Source organism: Frondihabitans sp. GW821-FHT04F02, assembly GCF_059420045.1.
In genome coordinates this window covers 45,703-64,032 of sequence record NZ_JBWKSZ010000007.1, presented here as the reverse complement: position 1 = coordinate 64,032, position 18,330 = coordinate 45,703, and the positions used below count along the sequence as shown (strand labels likewise).

The 18,330-nt window shown below is 71.3% G+C and carries 18 protein-coding genes; 10 read left to right on the top strand and 8 right to left on the bottom strand.

The window, feature by feature from the left end; all coding sequences use genetic code 11:
• Window positions 1-6: 6 nt before the first annotated feature.
• A complete protein-coding gene (locus AC07TY_RS16805; protein ID WP_148061182.1) occupies window positions 7-366 on the bottom strand; it encodes a hypothetical protein in 360 nt (119 codons plus the stop codon).
• A 191-nt stretch (window positions 367-557) separates the two neighbouring features.
• On the opposite strand from AC07TY_RS16805, the gene AC07TY_RS16800 reads away from it, so the two are divergent.
• Together AC07TY_RS16800 and AC07TY_RS16795 are read left to right on the top strand one after the other, a co-directional pair.
• On the top strand, window positions 558-1,097 hold the full coding sequence (locus AC07TY_RS16800) for a Dps family protein (RefSeq protein WP_123506026.1): 540 nt from the start codon (window positions 558-560) through the stop codon (window positions 1,095-1,097).
• A 34-nt stretch (window positions 1,098-1,131) separates the two neighbouring features.
• Window positions 1,132-2,355, top strand: a complete 1,224-nt coding sequence (locus AC07TY_RS16795) for an NAD(P)/FAD-dependent oxidoreductase (protein ID WP_494786074.1) — start codon at window positions 1,132-1,134, stop codon at window positions 2,353-2,355.
• 16 nt (window positions 2,356-2,371) lie between these two features.
• Here the strand turns inward: AC07TY_RS16795 and AC07TY_RS16790 are convergent, their stop codons facing one another.
• The gene (locus tag AC07TY_RS16790) at window positions 2,372-3,229 is read right to left on the bottom strand and encodes an SMP-30/gluconolactonase/LRE family protein (RefSeq protein WP_494786073.1); all 858 of its coding nucleotides are present in this window, start codon (window positions 3,227-3,229) and stop codon (window positions 2,372-2,374) included.
• A 68-nt stretch (window positions 3,230-3,297) separates the two neighbouring features.
• Between AC07TY_RS16790 and AC07TY_RS16785 the strand changes: the two genes are divergently transcribed.
• Window positions 3,298-5,184 carry a glycoside hydrolase family 15 protein gene (locus tag AC07TY_RS16785; protein ID WP_494786072.1) on the top strand — a complete coding sequence of 629 codons (1,887 nt, stop codon included), beginning with the start codon at window positions 3,298-3,300 and terminating at the stop codon, window positions 5,182-5,184.
• 24 nt (window positions 5,185-5,208) lie between these two features.
• Window positions 5,209-5,937, top strand: coding sequence for a VOC family protein (locus tag AC07TY_RS16780; protein ID WP_494786071.1), 729 nt, complete (start codon window positions 5,209-5,211; stop codon window positions 5,935-5,937).
• Here the strand turns inward: AC07TY_RS16780 and ku are convergent.
• The gene (gene ku, locus AC07TY_RS16775) at window positions 5,934-6,884 is read right to left on the bottom strand and encodes a non-homologous end joining protein Ku (protein WP_494786070.1); all 951 of its coding nucleotides are present in this window, start codon (window positions 6,882-6,884) and stop codon (window positions 5,934-5,936) included. The two genes, AC07TY_RS16780 and ku, sit on opposite strands and share 4 nt — an antisense overlap.
• A 66-nt stretch (window positions 6,885-6,950) precedes the next feature.
• Between ku and AC07TY_RS16770 the strand changes: the two genes are divergently transcribed.
• Genes AC07TY_RS16770 through AC07TY_RS16760 form a run of 3 tightly spaced genes read left to right on the top strand, consistent with a single transcriptional unit; the run spans window position 6,951 to window position 11,740 of the window.
• A complete protein-coding gene (locus AC07TY_RS16770) occupies window positions 6,951-7,838 on the top strand; it encodes an SDR family oxidoreductase (protein WP_494786069.1) in 888 nt (295 codons plus the stop codon).
• Window positions 7,839-7,840: 2 nt separating this feature from the next.
• Window positions 7,841-10,291 (top strand): ATP-dependent DNA ligase, encoded by a 2,451-nt coding sequence (locus tag AC07TY_RS16765; RefSeq protein WP_494786068.1) that lies wholly within the window; start codon window positions 7,841-7,843, stop codon window positions 10,289-10,291.
• 9 nt (window positions 10,292-10,300) lie between these two features.
• Complete coding sequence (locus AC07TY_RS16760) at window positions 10,301-11,740, top strand: MFS transporter (protein ID WP_494786067.1); 1,440 nt, start codon at window positions 10,301-10,303, stop codon at window positions 11,738-11,740.
• Between the two features lie 161 nt (window positions 11,741-11,901).
• Here AC07TY_RS16760 and AC07TY_RS16755 read toward each other — a convergent pair whose 3' ends face one another.
• From AC07TY_RS16755 to AC07TY_RS16745, 3 genes are all read right to left on the bottom strand, one after another.
• Complete coding sequence (locus AC07TY_RS16755) at window positions 11,902-12,039, bottom strand: hypothetical protein (RefSeq protein ID WP_158614195.1); 138 nt, start codon at window positions 12,037-12,039, stop codon at window positions 11,902-11,904.
• A gap of 140 nt (window positions 12,040-12,179) precedes the next feature.
• Window positions 12,180-12,665, bottom strand: a complete 486-nt coding sequence (locus tag AC07TY_RS16750) for a GNAT family N-acetyltransferase (protein ID WP_488625893.1) — start codon at window positions 12,663-12,665, stop codon at window positions 12,180-12,182.
• 46 nt (window positions 12,666-12,711) lie between these two features.
• Window positions 12,712-13,359, bottom strand: a complete 648-nt coding sequence (locus AC07TY_RS16745) for a TetR/AcrR family transcriptional regulator (protein ID WP_494786066.1) — start codon at window positions 13,357-13,359, stop codon at window positions 12,712-12,714.
• Between the two features lie 126 nt (window positions 13,360-13,485).
• On the opposite strand from AC07TY_RS16745, the gene AC07TY_RS16740 reads away from it, so the two are divergent.
• Window positions 13,486-15,039: an MFS transporter gene (locus AC07TY_RS16740; RefSeq protein ID WP_494786065.1), complete on the top strand. Its 1,554-nt coding sequence runs from the start codon at window positions 13,486-13,488 to the stop codon at window positions 15,037-15,039.
• 504 nt (window positions 15,040-15,543) lie between these two features.
• Here AC07TY_RS16740 and AC07TY_RS16735 read toward each other — a convergent pair.
• On the bottom strand, window positions 15,544-16,680 hold the full coding sequence (locus tag AC07TY_RS16735) for a TIGR03364 family FAD-dependent oxidoreductase (RefSeq protein ID WP_123506036.1): 1,137 nt from the start codon (window positions 16,678-16,680) through the stop codon (window positions 15,544-15,546).
• Window positions 16,681-16,743: 63 nt separating this feature from the next.
• Between AC07TY_RS16735 and AC07TY_RS16730 the strand changes: the two genes are divergently transcribed.
• On the top strand, window positions 16,744-17,376 hold the full coding sequence (locus AC07TY_RS16730) for a phosphatase PAP2 family protein (RefSeq protein WP_233579966.1): 633 nt from the start codon (window positions 16,744-16,746) through the stop codon (window positions 17,374-17,376).
• Window positions 17,377-17,380: 4 nt separating this feature from the next.
• Window positions 17,381-17,836 carry a MaoC/PaaZ C-terminal domain-containing protein gene (locus tag AC07TY_RS16725; RefSeq protein ID WP_494786064.1) on the top strand — a complete coding sequence of 152 codons (456 nt, stop codon included), beginning with the start codon at window positions 17,381-17,383 and terminating at the stop codon, window positions 17,834-17,836.
• A 32-nt stretch (window positions 17,837-17,868) separates the two neighbouring features.
• Here the strand turns inward: AC07TY_RS16725 and AC07TY_RS16720 are convergent, their stop codons facing one another.
• On the bottom strand, window positions 17,869-18,240 hold the full coding sequence (locus AC07TY_RS16720; protein WP_123506038.1) for a winged helix-turn-helix transcriptional regulator: 372 nt from the start codon (window positions 18,238-18,240) through the stop codon (window positions 17,869-17,871).
• Window positions 18,241-18,330: the final 90 nt, after the last annotated feature.

The following is an 18,330-nucleotide window of genomic DNA, read 5'->3' as shown; positions in this document are numbered from 1 at the left end:
GCCAGCCTAGGCGCGGAGCAGCTCGCCGAGGTCGAGTGGCGACGGTGTCGTCAGGACGATGTCGGCGCTCTCGGCGAGCATGTCGTCCCAGCGCTGGCAGATCGACGCCCACGCCGGCGGGCATCCGGCGGCAGCGAGCAGCACTCGCTCGGCCGAGTCGCCGTACCCGGCCCGCGCGGCGGCCGCGGCGGCCTCCGGCACGATCCCGCTGATCTCGTCGACGACGCGCACGCGGTGCGCGAAGTCCATCTCCTCGATCGCGTCGAACGCATGGAAGGCGCTGGTCAGAGCGTTCTCCAGGTCGGTGATCTCACGCGGGACCCTGGCCCCCCGCACAGCGCTTCGAACTGCCGTCACGTCACTCATGACTGCCCCCTCAGGCCCCGCAGCTTTTCGGGAACCGCGGGTGTCTGCAGACTACACGAAAGGGGTACATTCTCTGCGCCCAATTTGAGGGACAACTGCGGGGTACAAACCGGGAGCGCGGAGCGTCACGGGCCTACCGTCCACTCTGACGCCGATTCACGGCGCCCCCACGACGACCACAAGGAGGAACCATGTTCCAAGGATCCGAGAAACTGCGCGACAGCATGCAGAAAGTGCTCGTCGACCTCATCGAGCTCCACGTCCAGGGCAAGCAGGCCCACTGGAACCTGCTCGGCTCGAACTTCCGCGACCTGCACCTGCAGCTCGACGAGATCGTCGACGCCGCCCGCGGGTTCTCGGACGAGGTGGCCGAGCGCATGCGCGCCGTCTACCTGGTGCCGGACGGCCGTACGAGCACCGTCACGAAGACGACCGCCCTGCCGGAGTTCCCCGAGGGCCCTGTCGAGACGACCGCCGTCGTCGATCTGATCGTCGAGCGGATGTACGCGGCCACCGAGACCATGCGCACGGTCCACGACGACATCGACGACGAGGACCCCACCACCGCCGACGTGCTGCACTCGATCCTCGAGCGGCTCGAGCAGCTCGCTTGGATGACCGGTGCGGAGAACCGCCACCCCGCCGCCGACGCCAAGAGCAAGGCGACGCGCGAGCGCGACGAGAAGGCGGAAGAGGCCGGCCTCGACCGCGTCGGCGCCATCGCCAACTGATCGACCCGCCCGCTCACCCCTGATTGGAGCTCCCATGGCCGACGCCGAGACTGCGCCCGCTGACACCGCCGTTGCAGAAACGGCGGCTGCCGAATACGTCATCGTCGGAGGCGGGATGGTCGCCGATGCGGCCGCCCGCGGCATCCGCGAGCGCGACGCGACCGGGTCGATCCTCATCCTGAGCGACGACGTCGACCAGCCGTACACCCGGCCGGCGCTGTCGAAGAAGCTGTGGACCGACGACAGCTTCACCGCCAGCGACAACGACCTGGGCACGGCTGCCGAGACGGGCGCCGAGATCCGCCTGCGCACCTCGGTCGACAGGATCGACCGCACCGGCCGGACCGTCACCACGACCGACGGCGAGACCATCGGCTACGGCCGGCTCCTGCTCGCCACGGGCGGACGGCCGAGGACGCTCGATCTGCCGGACGACGACCGCGTGATCTACTTCCGCACGGCGGCCGACTACCGGAATCTGCGTGAGCTGTCGGGCTCTGGCAAGCACGTCGCCGTCATCGGCGGCGGCTACATCGGGTCGGAGCTGGCCGCGGCACTCGTGCAGAACGACACGGCCGTCACGATCGTCTTCCCCGACCCCGACCTCGGTGCCTCGCTGTTCCCCGAGCGGGTCGACGCGAAGTTCGAGTCGCGGTTCGTCGAGCACGGCGTCACGCTCCGCGCGAACAGCCGTCTCCGCAGCGGCACGGCCAAGGGCGACAGCTTCGAGCTGGTGCTCGACGACGGCTCGACGCTCCGGGCCGACGGCGTCGCGGTCGGGCTGGGCATCGAGCCGAACACCGAGCTCGCCGAGAAGGCCGGGCTCGCCGTCGACGACGGCATCCTGGTCGATGCGCGTCTTGCGACCGACGACCCGTTCGTCTACTCCGCCGGCGACGTCGCGTCGTACCCGGACCCGATCCTGGGTCGACGTCGTGTCGAGCACGTCGACAACGCGAAGGAGCAGGGAGCCGCGGTCGGCCGGATCATGGCCGGCTCGGATGAGAAGTACACGCATACGCCGATGTACTACTCCGACGTGTTCGACCTGGGCTACGAGGCCGTCGGCAGGCTCGACGCCTCGCTCGAGACGGTGGAGGACTGGAAGGACGACGACAGCGTCGTCGTCTACTACCTCGAAGGCGGCGTGCCCGTGGGCGTGCTGCTCTGGAACGTGTGGGACTCCACCGACAAGGCGCGTCAGATCCTCGCCGAGGCGCGGGCGCTCACGCCCGACAACCTCGTCGGCCTGATCTAGCAGCTCATCCAGCCCGTCAGCCGAAGAGGCGGGGCAGCACGCCCGGTCGGTCGAGCTCGACGGCGAACAGACCGCCGGAGAGCGGAGACTCCTGGAGCTGCTGCTCCGTCGCGTTCTCCCGCGCCGACCCCACGTAGAGCGTCGTCAGATCAGCGCCGCCGATCGTGATGCCGGTCACGTTCGGCGCGGGCAGGGCGATCGTCTCGAGCAGCTCGCCTGTGGCCGACAGGTGCACCACCTCGCCGTCGCCGTAGATCGCGCTCCAGAACTCCCCCAGCGAGTCGCGGACGAGCCCGTCGTGCGTGCGCCCGGTCGCGAACGGCACCAGCTCGCCGAGAGTGCCGTCGGCGTCGTACGAGGCCTGGTAGATCGTCTGCACGGCGGTGTCGGTCACCCACATCACGCTGCCGTCGTCGGAGAACTCGATTCCGTTGGTCGTGCCGAAGCCGCCGGTGAGCACCGTGACCTCGCCAGACGGAGTGATCCGGTAGAGGCCCGCGTCCGGGTCGTCACGGGTCGCATCCATGCCGCCGACGACGAAGTTGCCGAACGGGTCGCACTTGCCCTCGTTGAAGCGGATGCCGGCTTTCGAGTGGTCGACGCGCACGAGGTCGCGCTCGTAGACGCCGGCGTCGTCGGTGAGCACGACGCGATCCTGGAGGGCCACGACGAGGCCGCCACCGGAGCGCCTCTGGAACGAGGCCAGTGGAGGCGGCAGCACCGCCTCGAGTTCCTGCGCCCCGTCCGGGCTCGCCCGGTGCAGCGTGCCGGCGGTGATGTCGCACCAGAGAATCTGCTGGGCGTCGGCGTCCCACACGGGGCTCTCGATGAGGATGGCGCGGGCGTCGACGATGAGGCGTGGTTCGGAGGTCACCCGGTCAGGTCTATCAGGCGGGGGACGCCGCCGGTGCGCACTCAGGGGCACCGGAGCATCGTGGGTGCGTGACCGATACGATCGACCAGCCCACCGTCCGCGACTGGCGCTCGCCCTCGCAGCGCACCGACGGCTACCAGCCCCTCCGCTCGTACGCCGCGATCGGAGACGGCCGCACGGTCGCCCTCATCGCCGACGACGGTCAGATCGACTGGCTGCCTCTGCCCGAGATGAACACGGCGCCGGTGATCGCCGGGCTGCTCGACGCCGGGCGCGGCGGCTTCTTCGAGCTGCGACCCACGGCCGACTTCGAGGTAGACCGGTCGTACCTCGAGGGCACCAACGTCCTGACCACGCGCTTCCGCACCGCGACCGGCGAGGTCGAGATCACGGACGCCCTCGTGACGGGCGTCGCGGGCCGCCTGCCCTGGTCGGAGCTGGTGCGCCGCATCGAGGGCGTCGAGGGCAGCGTGGAGATGACCTGGGCGGTCGTGCCGGGCAACGTCTTCGACACCCACGACGTCGAGCGCGTCGACACGGTCCACGGCCCCGTCCTTCGGGCCGGCGACGTCAACCTCGTGCTCATCGGCTCCGACCACGGCCGCACCGATCCGACGGGTCCCGGCGACGGCGTCTCCGACGAGGCGGCGGAGTTCCGCGGAGCCTTCACGACGACGCCCGGCTCGCGCACGATCCTCTGCCTCTGCGGCACCGACGACGAGCCCGTCCACATCCCGAACGCCGAGGTCGTCGACCAGGGCGTCGACCGCACCGTCGACAACTGGGCGCTGTGGTCGAAGAACTTCTCCTGGGACGGCCCGTGGTCGGAAGCCGTCACCCGCTCCACCCTCGCGCTCAAGCTCCTGATCTACAGCCCCACCGGCGCGATCGCCGCCGCGGCCACCGCCGCCGTGCCCGAGAACTTCACCGGCCGCAAGAACTGGGACTACCGCTTCGCCTGGGTGCGCGACCTCGCCTACACGGTGCAAGCGCTCCTCAACTTCGGCCTCCGCGAGGAGCCCCACGCCGCCGTCTCGTGGATCCTGAGCTGCCTCAAGGAGCACGGCCGCGAGATGCACATCTTCTTCACCCTCGACGGCGGACTGCCCGACGGAACGACGCTGACCGAGGCCGAGGGCTGGCGCGGCATCGGCCCGGTCTACGACGGCAACCCGGCGTCGGGGCAGCTGCAGCTCGGCGTGTTCGCCGACATCCTGGCGATCCTGAGCCAGTACGCCTCGGGCGGCAACATCATCGACGCCTCCACCGACGAGCTCCTGTGCTCGTTCGCCGACGAGGCCTGCCGCCGGTGGCAGGAGGAGGACTCGGGCATGTGGGAGCTCGGCGACCTCCAGCACTACACCTCGAGCAAGATGGGCTGCTGGCAGGCCATCGACGCCGCCTGCCACCTCGCAGACATCGGCCAGCTGCACCCCTCCGACGACGATCTCGCGCACTGGAAGAAGAACGCGCGGCTGATCCGCGAGTACGTCGACGAGAAGTGCTGGTCGGAGTCGCGTGGTGCGTACCTGATGTACCCCGGGTCGCAGGAACTCGACGCCTCCGTCCTCCTGCACGCCCCCACGGGCTTCGACCGCGGCGAGCGCATGTCGCGCACGATCGACGCGCTCCGCGACGAGCTCGGCCGGGGCCCGCTCCTGTACCGCTACTCGGGCATGGACGCCGAGGAGGGCACCTTCACGGCGTGCGCGTTCTGGTGCGCGGCCGCGCTGGCCTGCGTGGGCCGGCTCGACGAGGCCGTGACCCTGATGGACGAGCTGGTGGAGCAGGTCAACGACGTCGGGATGCTCTCCGAGATGATCTCGGAGAACGGCGAGTTCCTGGGCAATCTGCCCCAGGGCCTCAGCCACCTCGCGCTGGTCAACGCGGTCATCACGATCGACCAGCTGACGAAAGAGAAGGGCGAGGACGAGGGCGACGAAGTCGGAGCGTGACAGCTGATCGCGTAGTTTCGGGGCATGCCGCTCCGCATCGTGAACGTGAACGTCAAGGCCCGTGACGACCAGGCACTCGGCCGCTTCTGGGCCGATGCGCTCGGCTGGAGCACCGACAGCGAGGGCCCGGGCGTCACGAGTGCCTACCCCGACGGCCTCGAGTGGCCGGACCCGTCGGCGGTGTGCATCGACGCGGTCACCGTGCCCGACCCCGAGACCGTGCACTACCGGGTGCGTATCGAGCTGGCCACCGAATCGCTCGAGCACCGCGCCGCCCTGATCGAGCGCCTGCTCGCGCTCGGGGCGACCCGCGTCGACGCAGGGTTCGCCGACCCCGAGGGCAATGTCTTCCGGGTGCAGGATCCCCGCCCCGACGAGAGCGCGACCGGGCCGATCGGGGCGATCGTGCTCGAGTGCGACCACCCGCGCAGCCAGGCGGCGTTCTGGGCGGCGGCGACCGACTGGGTCGCCGTCGAGCGGCCCGAGCAGCGAGACCAGCACGACGGCCCGGCGCGGTTGCGGTCGGCGGCCGGGGTCGGGCCGTTCGTGGAGTTCGTCGAGGCGCCCGGAGTTCCTGCGCCCAGCCGGTTTCACATCGACCTGAAGCCGTACGCCGCCGACGACCAGGCGGCCGAGGTCTCACGGCTGCACTCGCTCGGGGCCGTCGACATCGACCTCGGGCAGGGCGACTCGGCGTGGAAGTGCCTCGCCGACCCCGAGGGCAACGACTTCTGCGTGCTGGCGGCGGGCTAGCCGGCCTTCGCTGTGCCGTCCTTCGTGGCTGTGCCGCTCTTCTTGACTGTGCCGCTCTTCTTGGCGGCCGCCGGCTTCTTCGCCGCGGCCTTCTTCGCCGTCGCCTTCTTCGCGGCGGGGGCGGGCTTCTTCGCGCCCTTGGCGGCCCGGTTCTTCTCGACGCTCGCGCGCAGGGCGTCCATCAGGTCGATGACCTCGCCGCCCCTCGCCGACGAACCCGACTCGTCGTCGTCCGACGTCTCGCCGAAGGTGGCGTCGGTGTCGAGCGACTCCCCCTCCTTGAGCTTGGCGTCGATGAGCTGCTGAAGCTCCTTCTGGTAGTCGTCGCTGAAGTCGGCGGGCTCGAAGTCGTCCGAGAGGCTGTCGACGAGGCTGGCCGACATGTCGAGCTCCTTGTCGGTGATGCGGATGCCCTTCGACAGCGCCGGGAAGTCGGCGTCGCGCACCTCGTCGTCCCAGAGGAGCGACTGCAGCATGAGCACCGTGCCGCGCACGCGGAGGGCGCCGAGCCGGGTCTTCTGCCGCAGCGAGAAGTGCACGATCGCGGTGCGGTCCGTCTCTTCGAGGGTGCGCCGCAGCAGAACGTACGCTTTCGCCGACGAGCCGTCGGGCTCCAGGAAGTACGAGCGGTCGAACATGATCGGATCGAGCTGGTCGCTCGGCACGAACTCGAGCACGTCGATCTCACGGCTGCGCTCCTCGGGCAGCGACGAGAGGTCGTCGTCGGTGAGCACGACCGTCTGGTCGCCGTCGTCGAACGCCTTGTCGATGTGCTCGTAGTCGACCACCTTGCCGCACACCTCGCACCGGCGCTGGTAGCGGATGCGCCCGCCGTCTTCGTCGTGCACCTGGTGCAGCGAGATGTCGTGGTCTTGGGTGGCGCTGTAGACCTTCACCGGCACGTTGACGAGGCCGAAGGTGATGGCGCCCTTCCAGATCGATCGCATGCGGCCAGTGTGCTCCCGCCGCGGGGTGAGGGGTACACGATTCCCGATGCGGAGTTGACTCGACGGATGAGCCAGTACGAGAAGAAGGATCCGATCAGCCTCTACCCCGCCCCGCCGTTCCCGGAGCAGGATCAGTCGCTGCCGGGCCGCGCCTCGAAGATGCGCCCGAAGCCCGACCACGGCGAGGAGAGCTACGTCGGCCTCGAGCGCCTGAAGGGGTTCCGCGGAATCGTCACCGGCGCCGACTCCGGCATCGGCCGTGCCGCCGCGATCGCGCTGTCGCGCGAAGGCGGCGACCTCGTGCTCACCTACCTGCCCGACGAGCAGGCGGACGCCGAGGAGGTGCGCGACCTGCTCGAGGCCGAGGGCCGCAAGGCCGTTCTCGTCCCGGGCGACATCAGCGACGAGTGGTTCTGCGGCACTCTCGTCGACACGGCCGTCAGGGAGCTCGGAGGCCTCGACACCCTCGTCATGGTGGCCGGCCACCAGGAGAGCCACCCCGACATCCTCGAGATGTCGACCGACGGCATCGACGCGACGTTCAAGACCAACCTCTACTCGCTGTTCTGGCTGACCCAGGCGGCGATCCCCCACCTCGAGCCGGGATCGTCGATCGTGACGACCGGGTCGATCCAGGGCAGCCAGCCCTCCCCCGACAAGCTCGACTACGCCATGTCGAAGGGCGCGATCGGCGTCTTCACCGCGGCCCTCGCCCAGCAGCTCGCGCCGAAGGGGATCCGGGTCAACTCGGTCGCCCCCGGTCCGGTGTGGACGCCGCTGCAGCCCGCGTCTCAAGACCCGGAGCGCGTCTCCGAGTTCGGCTCCGACTCCCCCTACGGCCGCCCCGGGCAGCCGGCCGAGCTGGGCGCCGCGTACGTGCACCTCGTCAGCCCCGAGTCGAGCTACACCTCGGGCGCGACGATCACGATCGCCGGCGGCACCGCGGCCTTCTGATCGTGGCTGCCGGCGACCGCGTCACCGTCGAGGGGCACGTGCTGCGCCTCACGCACCTCGACAAGGTGCTGTATCCCTCGACGGGCACCACCAAGGGCGACGTGCTCGCCTACTACGCGGCGATCGCCGAGCACCTGATCGCGCACGCCGAGGGTCGGCCGGCCACCCGCAAGCGCTGGGTGAACGGCACCGGCGAGGAGCCCTTCTTCGAGAAGAACCTCCCCGAGTCGGCCCCCGGGTGGATCCCCCGCCACACCATCGAGCACAAGGGCCACGACAACGTCTACCCGATGGTGAACGACCTGGCGACGCTCACCTGGCTCGGCCAGCAGGCAGCCCTCGAGATCCACGTGCCGCAGTGGCGCTTCGGCCCGCGCGGTGCCCAGCGCAACCCCGACCGGCTCGTGCTCGACCTCGACCCGGGCGACGGCGTCGGCCTGCCCGAGTGCGTGTTCGTGGCGCAGGAACTCCGGCCCATCCTGCGCGGCATGGGCCTCGACCCGATGCCCGTGACGAGCGGCAGCAAGGGAATCCACCTCTACGCGGCGCTCGACGGGTCGCAGCCGCCCGACGTCGTCAGCGAGGTGGCACACGAGCTGGCCCGCGCCCTCGAGGCCGATCACCCCGACCTGGTGCTCAGCTCGATGGGCAAGGCCGACCGGCGCGGCAAGGTGTTTCTCGACTGGTCGCAGAACAACGGCAGCAAGACGACGGTCGCGCCGTATTCGCTGCGCGGACGCGAGCAGCCGACGGTCGCGGCACCCCGCACCTGGCGCGAGCTGGCGTCGAAGTCGCTGCGCCAGCTCGAGATCGGCGACGTGCTGACGGCCGTGAAGCGGCGCGGCGACCCGCTGGCGGGCATGTCGGCGGGCGCTCCCGTGCCCGCGGACGAGGAGGACGGCGATGCGGCCGAGGACCGCCTGACGGCGTACCGCTCGAAGCGGGATGCCTCGAAGACGCGGGAGCCCGTTCCTGCGACCGCTCCCGTCTCGACCGACGGCCGCAGCTTCGTGATCCAGGAGCACCACGCGCGGCGCCTGCACTGGGACTTCCGACTCGAGCACGACGGCGTGCTGGTGAGCTGGGCGCTGCCCAAGGGCGAGCCCGCCGACGTGAAGCACAACCGCCTCGCCGTGCAGACCGAAGACCACCCGCTCGAGTACGGCACCTTCGAGGGCACCATCGCGAAGGGCGAGTACGGGGCCGGCACGGTGTCGATCTGGGACTCCGGCGAGTACGAGCTCGAGAAGTGGCGCGACGGCAAGGAGGTCATCGCGGTGCTCCACGGCGAGCAGCGGGGCACGAGGCGCGTCGCGTTGATCCACACGGGCGAGCAGAACTGGCTGATCCACCGTATGAACGACACGGCGGTCGACGACCACGGGGCGCAGGAACCCGACCACCCGCGCGCGCGCCCGAAGCCGTCGTCGAAGCCCTCCCGGTCGCACCGTGCCGCCGGGCCCCCCGCCGCCCCGATGCTCGCCACCGCCGGCACGGCCGCCGACATCGGCGGGCCCGACGAGTGGGCCTACGAGCTGAAGTGGGACGGCCTCCGCGCCACGGTCGTCGTGCAGGACGGCTCTCTCACCATCGCCAGCCGCAACGGCCACGACCTCACGCCGTCGTACCCGGAGTTCGCCGCGCTGGCCGAGCGGCTGACCGGAGCCGACGACGCCGTGCTCGACGGCGAGATCGTCGCCGTCGACCCGTCGGGGCGGCCCGACTTCGGGCTCCTGCAGACGCGGATGAAGCTGACCCGGCCGCGCGACGTGGAGCGCGTCTCGAAGTCGGCCCCCGTGCGACTGCTGCTGTTCGACGTCACGGCGGTCGACGGTCGCTCTCTCGTGAAGGAGCAGTACGACGAACGCCGAGCGACCCTCGAGGGCCTCGTCGACACCGACCGCACCATCGACGTGCCGCCGGCGTTCGAGGGCGACCTCGACGGCGCCGTCGCCTTCTCGAAGTCGCTGCGCCTTGAGGGCGTCGTGGCCAAGCGCCGCGACAGCACCTACACGGCCGGACGCCGCAGCCGCGCCTGGATCAAGATCAAGCACCACGCCACCCAGGAGGTCGTGATCGCCGGCTGGCGCCCGGGAGCGGGCCGTCGATCCGGCGGCGTGGGATCTCTGCTGGTCGGCGTCCCCGGTCCGGACGGCCTCCGGTACGCGGGCCGCGTCGGAACCGGGTTCCGCGACTCCGACCTCGACGACCTGCAGGAGCGCCTGGGGCGTCTCGCCCGGAAGACCTCGCCGCTCGTCGACGTCCCCGCCGCCGACTCCCGCGACGCGCACTGGGTGACCCCGTCGCTCGTCGGCGAGGTCGAGTTCGCTGAATGGACGTCGACGGGCCGCCTCCGACAGCCGTCGTGGAGGGGGTTCCGGCCCGACAAAGGCCCGGTCGACGTCGTCCTGGAGAAGCCGGAACGCCCGCCCTCGGGCCTCCACGAGGGCTAGCCTGGCCCCATGGCCAATCGCTCCGGCGAACGCGTAGTTCTGGTCGTCGCGATCCTCGCGTCGTTCGTGGCCTTCCTCGACGGCTCGATCGTCACGGTGGCGCTCCCGGCGATCGCCCGCGACCTCGGCGGCGGCGTGACGCTGCAGGCCTGGGTCGTCGACGGCTACCTGCTGACTCTCGGCTCGCTCATGCTCGTAGCAGGGTCGCTCTCGGACACCTTCGGCCGGGTGCGCATCCTCCGCATCGGCCTGGCCGGATTCGCGGCGACCTCGATCCTGGCCGCCGTGGCGCCCAGCGCCGGCCTCCTGATCGCCGCGCGCGCACTGCAGGGCGTCTCGGGGGCCCTCCTCGTGCCGTCGAGCCTCGCGGTCATCACGGCGACCTTCTCCGGTGCTGCCCTCGCCCGTGCCATCGGCACCTGGACCGCCTGGACCGGCGTCGCCTTCCTGATCGGCCCGCTGGCCGGCGGCGGCCTGGTCGACACGGTCGGCTGGCGGTGGGTGTTCGGCATCGTCGTGGTCCCCGTCGTCGTCACGCTCGTCGTCATGGGTCGACTGCCGGGCGATGCCCATCGAGGAGGCGCCGGAACGGGCGCCCACGTCGATGTGCCCGGCGCCGTGCTGGCGGCCCTCGGGCTCGCGGGCCCCGTCTTCGCGCTGATCGAGGGCCAGCGGATCGGCTTCGACGACCCGTTCGTGCTGACGGCGCTGGTGGCCGGCGTCGCCTGCCTCGTCGCCTTCGTCTGGTGGGAGCGGCGAGCGACCCAGCCGATGCTGCCGCTCCGCCTGTTCTCGGTGCGCGCGTTCAGCGTGAGCAACCTCGCGACCGTCGGCATCTACGCCTCGGTGAGCCTCGGCACGCTCGTGATCCCGCTCGCGGTGCAGGAGATCGGCCACCTGCCCGCGACGGTCTCCGGGCTCATCACCCTGCCGACGACGGTCGTGTCGCTGCTGCTGTCATCGCGCGTGGGCGCCCTGGCCGGCCGGTTCGGCCCCCGCCCCTTCATGGCGGTCGGGCCACTGATCACAGCGGCCGGCTTCCTCTGGATGCTGACGGTCTCGACCGACTTCGACCCCTGGCTGCAGATCCTGCCCGGCGTCACCCTGTTCGGCCTCGGCATGACCATCACGGTGACGCCGCTGACCTCCACGGTGCTCGGCCAGATCGATCCGTCGGAGGCCGGCATCGCCTCAGCCGTCAACAACGCGATCTCGCGGGTCGCCGGCCTGGTCGCGATCGCGTTCGTCGGCGTCATCACGGGAGGCGTGCTCGACGTCCCCGGCTTCCACCGCGTCGTCATCGTGGTCGCCGTGCTGCTCGTCATCTCGGCGGCGGTGTCGTTCTTCGGGCTGCCGCGCGGGCTGATGTCGGAGCGGACGCCGCCGCCGACGGCGCCTTCGTCGTCGTCTTCGTCTTCGTCTTCGTCTTCGTCTTCAACCAAGGGCTAGGCGCTCGCGACCGTCGCCCAAACGCCAAAAGCCGCCCCATGCTCCGGTAGGGCGGAGGGGGCGGCTTCGGCGGGTCCTGACGAGGGATGCTTCGCACTGCGCGACGACCTGTAGGGGATGGTCGCCGCACGGCGGCTCGCAGGACCGGTCTGGGGGGGAGGTCAGTCCGCTCCGAACTGGCGCACTCGCTCCTCGAGCCAGTCGTCGCTGACCGAGACGCGTCCGTAGTCTCCGAAGTCATGCTGCTGGCCCAGCGAGAGCGCTGAGAGCCCTTCGTCGTGAAGCTGTTCGTTGTCCATTAATCGACCTCCTGGTCTGACGGTAATTCAGGTCGGCAGGAGGCCACGAGTCCACCTTCGGGGCGCGCTCGTTCGGGGGCAGACGGGTCGTCGCCCCCTCGTTCGGGTCGTTCCGAGACGCGCCACGGCCCGCCCGGGAGTCAGGGCGTGGAGACGAACGTGCCCGTCGCCGAGCCGTTCAGCGGGTGCGGGAATCGCTCCCCCACCTCGACCCAGCCCTGCGAGCGGTACAGCCCGACCGCCACGGCGTTCTCGACGAGCACGTGCAGCACCGCCTCGTCGTACCCGGCGGACGCGATGCGCTCGTGCACGGCGCGGAGCAGGCGCCCACCCAGGCCGGCCCCCTGGCGACCGGGGGCGACCGCGAAGAGCGAGAGGTAGGCGGCGGCGGGCGGGTCGGCGGGGCGGCCGGTTCCTGCGCCCGTGACCAGGCTGAAGGCCGCGATCTCGGCGAGCTCGTCGCGCAGAACCACCCAGGCGACGCGCGCGAGGGCGAACTTGCCGCGGCAGCGCTCGGCCGTGCCCTCGACGGGCGGATGGCCGTCGCGCACCTCGAGGGCGTGCAGCCACAGCGCGACGCAGGCCTCGAGATCGTCGTCCGAGGCCTCGGCTGTCACGATGCTCACCCGTCCATCATGGCGCAGGAACTGCCCCGCCCCGCCGAGCTCGGCCTCAGGAGGCCGGTGCGCCGGCGCGGAGCCCCACCGCCGGCAGGATGACGCTGTCGACGAGCGAGACGAGGAACTCGCGGTCGACGGGCTTCCGCTGCACGAGCGTGCGGTAGGCGGCCATCGACGGCGAGATCAGCGAGAGCGCCTCGACGTCGCAGTCGGCCGAGATCTCGCCGCGATCGATCGCGCGCTGGAAGAGCACGCGGTTGATCTTCGCTCGGGGCTCGACCATCGCGGCGTTGACGGCGTCGGACATCTCGGGGCTCCGCGCGATGAGCGACACGATGCCCGCCATGACCTTGAGCTTCTTGTCGGCGTCGTCGATCGAGTGCGGGCGGATGAGGGCGAGGAGGTCGCCGCGCAGCGTTCCCGTGTCGGGCAGGGTCTCTGGAGCGACGCCGCGCTTCATGCAGGCGATGGCCTCGATGACGAGCTCGCTCTTGGAGCCCCAGCGGCGGTAGACCGTCGCCTTGCCGGCCTTGGCGCGGGCCGCCACCATCTCCATGGTCATGCCGTCGTAGCCCTCCTCGGCGAGGACGTCGATGGCCGCGCTGAGGATCTCGGGGTCGCGGGTGTGGTCGCGCTTGCGGCCCAGCTTGGCGGGCTCGGGGCTGTCGCTGGTCGCTGGCATGTCGGTGGTCGCTGGCATGGTTCTCTCGTCGGGATCGACTCGCGTCATTGCCGTCGCCCCTTTTCTCGTTGTGCCGATTGTACGTCTGCACATTGTGAAACTCAATAGTTCCGAAACTCGCCAGAACCGGATAGAGTTCCCCGCATGACGCAAACCTCCCCCGTTACCGGCGCCCCGAGCGCCGTGGTGGCGCCTCGCCGGTGGCTCACCCTCACCACTGTCGCCCTGGCGCAGCTCATGGTCGTGCTCGACTCGACCGTCGTCAACATCGCGCTCCCCAGCGCCCAGCACGACCTCGGATTCACGAACGGCGAACGCCAGTGGATCGTCACCGCCTACTCCCTCGCCTTCGGCAGCCTCCTGCTGCTGGGCGGGCGCCTCTCCGACCTCATCGGCCGCAAGCGCACCTTCATCATCGGCCTCATCGGCTTCGCCCTCGCCTCGGCCCTCGGCGGCGCGGCCGGCAGCTTCGGCATGCTCGTGTTCGCCCGGGCCCTGCAGGGCGCCTTCGGAGCGCTCCTCGCCCCGACCGCGCTCGCCGTGCTCACGACGACCTTCACCATCCCGAAGGAGCGCGCCCGCGCGTTCGGCGTGTTCGGCGCCATCGCCGGTGCGGGCGGGGCCATCGGCCTCCTGCTCGGCGGCGTGCTGACCGAGAACTTCAACTGGCGCTGGAACCTCTACATCAACGTCTTCATCGCCGTCATCGCCGTCATCGGCGCCGTGATCTTCGTCACCAGCCCCCAGCGCCAGGGGCCGCGTCCGAAGCTCGACGTGCCCGGCACCGTCCTGGTCTCGGCCGCGCTGTTCTCGCTCGTCTACGGGTTCTCGAACGCCGAGACCGAGAAGTGGTCGTCGCCGCTCACGTGGGGCTTCCTGTCGGCCGCCGGGATCCTGCTCATCGCCTTCGTGCTCTGGCAGCGTCGCGCGGCGCACCCGCTCCTGCCGCTGCACATCATCCTCGACCGCAACCGCGGCGCCGCCTACGCGTCGGTCACGATCGCGGGTGCGGGCATGTTCGGCATCTTCCTGTTCGTGACGTACTACCTGCAGACGTCGCTGGCGTACACGCCGATCCAGACGGGCGTCTCGTTCCTGCCGATGATCGGCATGCTCGTGCTCGCCGCCCAGCTGTCGACGAACATCTTCGTTCCGCGTTTCGGCCCCAAGATCATGGTGCCGTTCGGCATGGTGCTCGGCGCAGCGGGAATGCTCTACCTCACCCGCCTGGGCCTGGACAGCACCTACGCCCGCGACGTGCTCCCCGCGCTGATGGTGCTCGGCTTCGGCATGGGCTCCATCATGCCCGCGTCGATCCAGACCGCGACCCTCGGCGTCGACCGCGGCCACGCCGGCGTCGCCTCGGCGATGGTCAACACCAGCCAGCAGGTCGGCGGATCGATCGGCACGGCGCTGCTCAACACGCTCGCCGCCACCGCCGCAGTGAACTACGTCGCGTCGCACACCCCCGCCACCGCTCGGGTCGCGGCCGAGGCCGCCGTGCACAGCTACGCGACCGCGTACGCCTGGGGCGCCGGTTTCTTCGCGTTCGGTGCCGTGATGGCCGTGCTGCTCTTCCGCACCCGGTCCGACACCCGGGCCCGGGCCGAGGCCGCCACCGCTCGCGCCGACGCGGAGGCCGCCGCCGAGGGCACGACCGTCGACTCGTCGCCGGCCGAGCCGGTCGTCGCGCACTAGCCGCGCCGCCGCGAGGCCCCCGCGCGCGTCGCGTGCGGGGGCCCCGCGGCGTGCGGGCTCCGCCGAGCGCGGGGTCCTCGCCGCGTGCGGCTCCGTGCGCGTCCGCGACGCGTGCGGCCCCGTGCGCGTCCGCGCCGCGCCCGCCGCGCCCGTCCGATCGCCCCGCGCGCCCCGCGCGCGTGCCTCCGGCCCCTCACGCCGCCGCTCCCTTTCGCCACATGGCCCTTCCCGTCGGGCCGCCCCGCCGACCAGCCACCCCCACCCCACCCGCGAGATGGCCCTTCCCGTCGGGCCGGCCTCGCCCCGGCGACACGCACGGCCACCTCGCGCAAGCCACGCCCGCCCACGCCGGCACGCCACCCGCCGCCGCCCCGCGACCGCCCGCGCTGGCGAGCAACCCGCCGACCCACCCGCGAGATGGCCCCCGCCGTCGGGCTGGCCTCGCCCCGGCGACAAGCACGGCCACCTCGCGCAAGCCGCGCCCGCCCGGCGTCAGCGCCGGCGCTACACCCCGACGGGCTCGTAGATCTCGCTCAAGACTCGGTCGGCCAGCCCGAGCCCGGTCGTCATGCCGATGCCCGTCGTCACGGAGACGACGTGCACGCCATCGAGAGGCTCCTCGACCAGGAACTCCTCCGGCGCCACCGCGTACACGCCCTGCCAGCGCTCCACGACCTCGAGCGTCGACGCCGGCTGGCCGAAGAAGTCGGCCGTCCCGCGCAGCAGGGCGTCGAACGACCCCTCCGACTGGAACGGCGCGATGGCGTCGTCGCGGTAGTGCGTGTCGCCGACGATGACCGTTCCGTCGGGCAGCTGCGTGTACATCTGGTTGATGTCGAGGGCACGGAACTCCGGGTCGCCGGCCCACAGCCGCTCGCGCACGGCCTCGAGCGAGGGCGCCGTGGCGAAGCCCGAGTAGCGCAGCATCGACCAGCCGGTGAGCACGGGCCCGGCGAGCGGCGCGGTCAGGCCGGGGATCCGCACTCGCATCATGTCGAGCCCGCAGCGGCGCACGCCGTACGCGGCCGACAGGTCGGGGAAGAGCTGGTCGACGTCGTAGTTGACGGCGACGACGATCTGGTCGGCGCCGATCCTGCCCCGGGTGGTGTGCAGTCGACCCGAGCGGATGGTCCGCACCGCGGTGGCGAACGCGAAGGTCACACCGCGCGACTCGAGGTAGGCGACGATCTGGCCGGCCGCCTCGCGCGGGTTCAGCTGCAGGTCGTCGAGCAGGTGCGCTCCCCCGACGGCGGACGCCGCACCGGTGAGCCGGGCCGTGTCGTCGGCGCCGATCATCTCGACCGACGTGGGGCGCCGGGCCGCGAACTCCGACAGCGCGCGCAGCTCGTCGTCGGCGCGGGCCGCCACGTACCCGCCGCCGTCGCGCATCCACAGCCCCGCCTCGTCGCGGAGGCGCAGCCACAGCTGGCGGCTGCGGTCGGCGTAGACCTGAGCGGCCCCGGACTGCACGCTGATGCACGCGTGGCCGAAGTTCCTGATCGTCGATCCGTTGGGCCTGCTGGTCCGGTCGACGACGTGCACGCTGAGCCCCCGGTCGACCGCCGCCAGGGCGTGGCCGAGCCCGACGATGCCGGCGCCGACGATCGCCACGTCGACGATCCGGTCGAAATCCTTTGCCATGCGCCGAGGCTAGGTCGGCCCGGTTGACTGCTGGTGAACACATCCGCATGGTTGAGTGGGCGCGTGCCCCTTCGACCTCCGTCTTCGTCGCGAACCCCCAGCATCCTGCCCCCGAGAATCCTGGCTCTCGACCGCAGGATCGGGCGGCGCGTCAACGGGGCCGGCACCGGCCCCGCCCTCGACCGCGTGCTCCTCGGCCTCTCGACCGCGGCCAACAACGGCCTCCTCTGGTACGGGGTCGCCGGCGCCCTCGCGCTGACCGGCCCGACCGGGCGCCGCGCGGCCGTGCGCGGCCTGCTCTCGCTCGGCGGGTCGAGCGCCGTCGCCAACCTCGTCGCCAAGCCGCTGTTCGGCGGGCACCGCCCCGTCGCCGCCGACATCCCCGTGGCGCGGCAGCTGAAGGTCTTCCCGCAGTCGGCGTCGTTCCCGTCGGGCCACACGGCGAGCGCCTTCGCGTTCGCCACCGGCGTCGCCCTCGAGAGCCCCGGCAGGGCGGCGCTGATCGCGCCGATCGCGGTCGGCGTGGCGTACTCGCGACTGCACGTCGGCGCGCACTGGGTGTCGGACGTGGTCGGGGGCGCCGTGATCGGGTCGGGTGTGGCGGTGGCGGGGCAGTTCCTGCGCCCGGAGCGCCTTGTCGCGCGGCTGGCCCGACGGGCAAAGCGGGCAGCGGCGGCAGGGCGGCTGGCACACTAGACGCGTGCCTCACTTCCTCGAAGACCTCGAAGCGGGTCAGACCTTCGTCACCCCCGGCCGCACGATCACCGAGGCCGACGTGGTCTCGTTCGCGAGCTGGACCAACGACAACAACCAGGTGCACACCGACGCCGAGTTCGCGAAGTCGACGCGATACGGTCGACGCGTCGTGCACGGGCTGCTCGGGACGTCGCTGTGCCTCGGGCTGATCGCGCGCACCGGCCTCTTCGAGGGGTCGGCGGTCGCGCTGCTCGGCATCGACGGCTGGAGCTTCTCGGCGCCGATCTTCATCGGCGACACCGTGACCTGCACCGTCGAGATCCTGTCGACGCGGCTGACCTCGTCGGGCACGACCGGCATCGTCGAGCGGGCCGTCAGCCTGCGGAACCAGCACGGCGAGGTCGTGCAGTCGGGGCGCATGGACCTGATGGTGCTGACGCGCGACGCCGCGATCGGCTAGAGCGGACCCGGGCCCCGGGCGGCACCCCGGGCCTAGCGGGCGACGATCGCCTCCGCGTTGTCGGCGATCCAGTCCATGAGAGGCAGCAGGCGCTCGGCGGCCTCGCGCCCGAGCGGCGTCAGCTCGTAGTCGACGCGCGGTGGGATGGTCGCCTGGGCCTCGCGGTGCACGAGCCCGTCGGCCTCGAAGGTCCGGAGCGTCGACGCCAGCATCTTCTCGCTGATGCCCTCGATCTCGCGGTGCAGCTCACCCCAGCGATGACCGCCCTGCTCGAGAGCGAGGAGCACGAGCACACCCCACCGGCTCGTGATGTGGGTGAGTACGGTGCGAGTGGGGCAGTCGGCCGGGTATTTTCCTGAGGTGAGGCCGGGGCGGGGCCGGGAAACCGCAAAACTGACGTCCATGGCGGGTAGCTTACAAAAAAGTGCGTACCTGCGTTCGGGAAGTCCGGTGCGACCTTCATCGTTGTCCCCACCATCGGGCCACTCGCCCGC

What these genes read in the sequence shown, in the direction of transcription:
- AC07TY_RS16805 (WP_148061182.1), bottom strand. Translation starts at nt 366, where the DNA reads ATGAGTGACGTGACGGCAGTTCGAAGCGCTGTGCGGGGGGCCAGGGTC.
- AC07TY_RS16800 (WP_123506026.1), top strand. Translation starts at nt 558, where the DNA reads ATGTTCCAAGGATCCGAGAAACTGCGCGACAGCATGCAGAAAGTGCTC.
- AC07TY_RS16795 (WP_494786074.1), top strand. Translation starts at nt 1,132, where the DNA reads ATGGCCGACGCCGAGACTGCGCCCGCTGACACCGCCGTTGCAGAAACG.
- AC07TY_RS16780 (WP_494786071.1), top strand. Translation starts at nt 5,209, where the DNA reads ATGCCGCTCCGCATCGTGAACGTGAACGTCAAGGCCCGTGACGACCAG.
- ku (WP_494786070.1), bottom strand. Translation starts at nt 6,884, where the DNA reads ATGCGATCGATCTGGAAGGGCGCCATCACCTTCGGCCTCGTCAACGTG.
- AC07TY_RS16770 (WP_494786069.1), top strand. Translation starts at nt 6,951, where the DNA reads ATGAGCCAGTACGAGAAGAAGGATCCGATCAGCCTCTACCCCGCCCCG.
- AC07TY_RS16760 (WP_494786067.1), top strand. Translation starts at nt 10,301, where the DNA reads ATGGCCAATCGCTCCGGCGAACGCGTAGTTCTGGTCGTCGCGATCCTC.
- AC07TY_RS16755 (WP_158614195.1), bottom strand. Translation starts at nt 12,039, where the DNA reads ATGGACAACGAACAGCTTCACGACGAAGGGCTCTCAGCGCTCTCGCTG.
- AC07TY_RS16745 (WP_494786066.1), bottom strand. Translation starts at nt 13,359, where the DNA reads ATGCCAGCGACCACCGACATGCCAGCGACCAGCGACAGCCCCGAGCCC.
- AC07TY_RS16740 (WP_494786065.1), top strand. Translation starts at nt 13,486, where the DNA reads ATGACGCAAACCTCCCCCGTTACCGGCGCCCCGAGCGCCGTGGTGGCG.
- AC07TY_RS16735 (WP_123506036.1), bottom strand. Translation starts at nt 16,680, where the DNA reads ATGGCAAAGGATTTCGACCGGATCGTCGACGTGGCGATCGTCGGCGCC.
- AC07TY_RS16720 (WP_123506038.1), bottom strand. Translation starts at nt 18,240, where the DNA reads ATGGACGTCAGTTTTGCGGTTTCCCGGCCCCGCCCCGGCCTCACCTCA.